Origin of the sequence: Candidatus Protofrankia californiensis (assembly GCF_900634765.1) — a bacterium.
GTDB classification, from domain to species: Bacteria; Actinomycetota; Actinomycetes; order Frankiales; family Frankiaceae; genus Protofrankia; species Protofrankia californiensis.
Genome location: NZ_CAAAFT010000371.1, coordinates 7,243 through 9,900, shown reverse-complemented (window position 1 = coordinate 9,900; position 2,658 = coordinate 7,243). Strand labels below are relative to the sequence as shown.

Here is a 2,658-nt window from a genome sequence, read left to right as displayed (position 1 = left end):
GCACCCGAGCCGGCCGGGCGAGGGAGAACACCATGGCGGCCAGCGTGAGCAGCAGGAGGGCCGCGGGGACGTGCCGGCGCCACCACTGTGGCCGCCGTGGCATCACCGACGCCAGTAACTCGACGGCGGTGAAGCGCGCCGCATAGACGTCCCGGCGCAGCGACATCGTGATGTAGGCGGCGGCGATGGCGCTGACCAGCAGCAGCAGCCACAGCCAGTGGCCGGCGAGAAAGGTCATCGCCCGGCTCCGGTGGGTCGGGGGGCAACAGGTGGGCGTCTGGCCGCGCCACGGGTCCGGCGGGTCGCCAGGACGAAACGGACGATGTCGGTGAGCCAGTCGGAGTCGGTCCGCAGGACGAGATGGCCGGCTCCGGCCCGGCGCAGCGCCGCGTCCACCTCACGGCGGTGTGCCGCGGCGGCCCGGGCGTAGGAGTCGCGCAGCCGGCGGGAGGAGGTGGGCACCGAAAGCGTCGCGCCGGTCTCCGGGTCGACCACGTCGAGCAGCCCGACGTTGGGGAGCTCGAGCTCGCGCGGGTCGACGATCTCGATGGCGAGTACCTGGTGCCGGCCGGCGAGCGCGCGCAGCGGCCGTTCCCAGGACATGTCGACCGACAGGAAGTCCGAGATCACGACGGCCATCCCGCGGCGCCGGGGTGGGTTGCGCAGCCCGTCCACAGCAGCGGCGAGATCGGTTGTGGTCGTGGTCGCGCTGCCGGGGGAGCGGCTCGGCCGGTCCAGCGCGGTCCGCGGCGCCGCCAGCAGCGTCCGCAGCAATGCCCGCAGACCGTCCCGGCCGGTGCGGGCGGGGACGAGCCGCGGTCCGGAGCCGGTTGTCAGCACAACCGCTCCCAGCCGGTTGCCGCTGCGTGCCGTGAGGTAACCGACGGCGGCCACGGCGGCGATCGCGAGGTCGCGCTTTTCCAGGTTCGAGGTGCCGAACTCAAGGCTTGCCGTCAGGTCGACGAGCACCCAGGTCTCCAGCTCGCGGTCGGCGACGAGGTCGTGCACGTGCGGGACGGTGGTCCGGGCCGTGACCGCCCAGTCCATCCGCCGGACGTCGTCCCCGACGTGGTAGGTGCGGCTTTCGGCCTTCTCCGTCCCCGATCCGGGCATCAGGCCCAGGTGGTCGCCGAGCAGCAGGCCGTCCAGGCGCCGGGTGACGGTCAGCTCGAGGCGCCGTAGGGTTCGCTCGATCGACGGGTCCGCCGCGGCTCCCCCGGGTGTGCCCTGCGTGGCGTGGATGCCGAGCCTGCCCGGTCCACCGGCTCCGCCCGGTCCGCCGAGCCTGTCCGTTGGCTGGGTCACCTTCACCCCGACGTTTCCTGGCCTTGGTATTCGGGAAATCCGTGCGGATTGGTGGTCCAGTGCCCGGGATGGCCCTGCTGGCGAGGAGTGACCCGCGGCGCCGGGGTGCCACGCAGGACCCGTTCGGCGATGGCCCGCGCGGACAGCCCCTCCGCAAGGGCCTCGTAGGACAGCACCAGCCGGTGCGGCAGCACGTCCAGAGCGACCGCGGCGACGTCGTCCGGAACGACGTAGTCCCGACCGCGCAGCATCGCCAGCGCCCGTGCCGCCGCGACCAGGCCGAGTGACGCGCGCGGTGACGCGCCATAGGCGAGATGGCCGGTGAGTTCGGGCATCCCGAATTCGGCCGGTGTCCGGGTCGCCAACACCATGCGGACCGCGTAGTCGGCGATCGCGTGATGCACGAACACGTCGGCGGCGCGTTCCTGTAGTTTGATCAGCGTCGGCGGCTCCAGGACACGCTCGGCCCGGGGTGGTTTCACGCCCATCCGCCGGACGATTTCCAGCTCCTCGTTGGTGCTGGGATACGGCACGTCCACTTTCATCAGGAACCGGTCACGCTGCGCTTCCGGAAGCGGGTACACCCCTTCGGACTCGATCGGGTTCTGCGTTGCCAACACCAGGAACGGCGCCGGCAGCCGGTGGGTGACACCGCCCAGGGACACCTGCTGCTCGGCCATGACCTCCAGCAGCGCCGACTGCACCTTCGCGGGCGCACGGTTGATCTCGTCGGCGAGGACGAAGTTCGCGAAGATGGGCCCCAGTTCCACGTCGAAGGTCTCCCGGGTCTGCCGGTAGACCCGGGTACCGATGATGTCGGACACGACCAGGTCACTGGTGAACTGGATGCGCGTGAACGTCCCGCCGACCACCGTGGCGAGGGTCTGGACGGCGAGGGTCTTGGCCACGCCCGGCACCCCCTCCAGCAGGCAGTGTCCGCGGGCGAGCAGCGCCACCAGCATCCGCTCGATCATGTGGTCCTGGCCGACGATCACCTTCTTGACCTCGAAGAGGGCGCGTTCGAGGTGGTCGGCGTCAGTGGCCGTGTCAGGGTTGACGAGAGACTTCCCGTCGTTGGCCGGAGACTTCCCCTCCTGGTCGCGCTCGGGTGCGAGCCGTTCGTCCATGAGCTGTAGTCTCGCAGCCGACGCGGGGAATCGAGACCTCAAGCCGAACTCGTCAGCCTGTTTGAACAATGAATTAAGGTGAATTAAGGCAAATTTGAGCTTTTCGCGTCGATGCGGTGTCGGCTCGTTCGGTGTCCGCCCGCGGCGGACCGCGGGTAGCGGTGACGGATCGCGGGTAGCGGACCATGGTGGCGCAGCGCGGTGGCGCAGCGCGGTGGCGCAGCGC

Annotated in this window: 3 protein-coding genes; all 3 read right to left on the bottom strand. The window is 70.6% G+C overall.

Annotated elements, in window-relative coordinates; all coding sequences use genetic code 11:
- Nucleotides 1–238: BatA domain-containing protein (locus tag DD1DGNOD_RS18990; RefSeq protein WP_206443298.1), on the bottom strand; the 238-nt coding region annotated here is incomplete at its 3' end.
- Nucleotides 235–1,242, bottom strand: a complete 1,008-nt coding sequence (locus DD1DGNOD_RS18985; protein WP_131767883.1) for a DUF58 domain-containing protein — start codon at nucleotides 1,240–1,242, stop codon at nucleotides 235–237. The genes DD1DGNOD_RS18985 and DD1DGNOD_RS18990, both read right to left, overlap by 4 nt.
- Nucleotides 1,243–1,307: 65 nt before the next feature.
- The gene (locus DD1DGNOD_RS18980; protein WP_131767827.1) at nucleotides 1,308–2,432 is read right to left on the bottom strand and encodes an AAA family ATPase; all 1,125 of its coding nucleotides are present in this window, start codon (nucleotides 2,430–2,432) and stop codon (nucleotides 1,308–1,310) included.
- Nucleotides 2,433–2,658 lie beyond the last annotated feature (226 nt).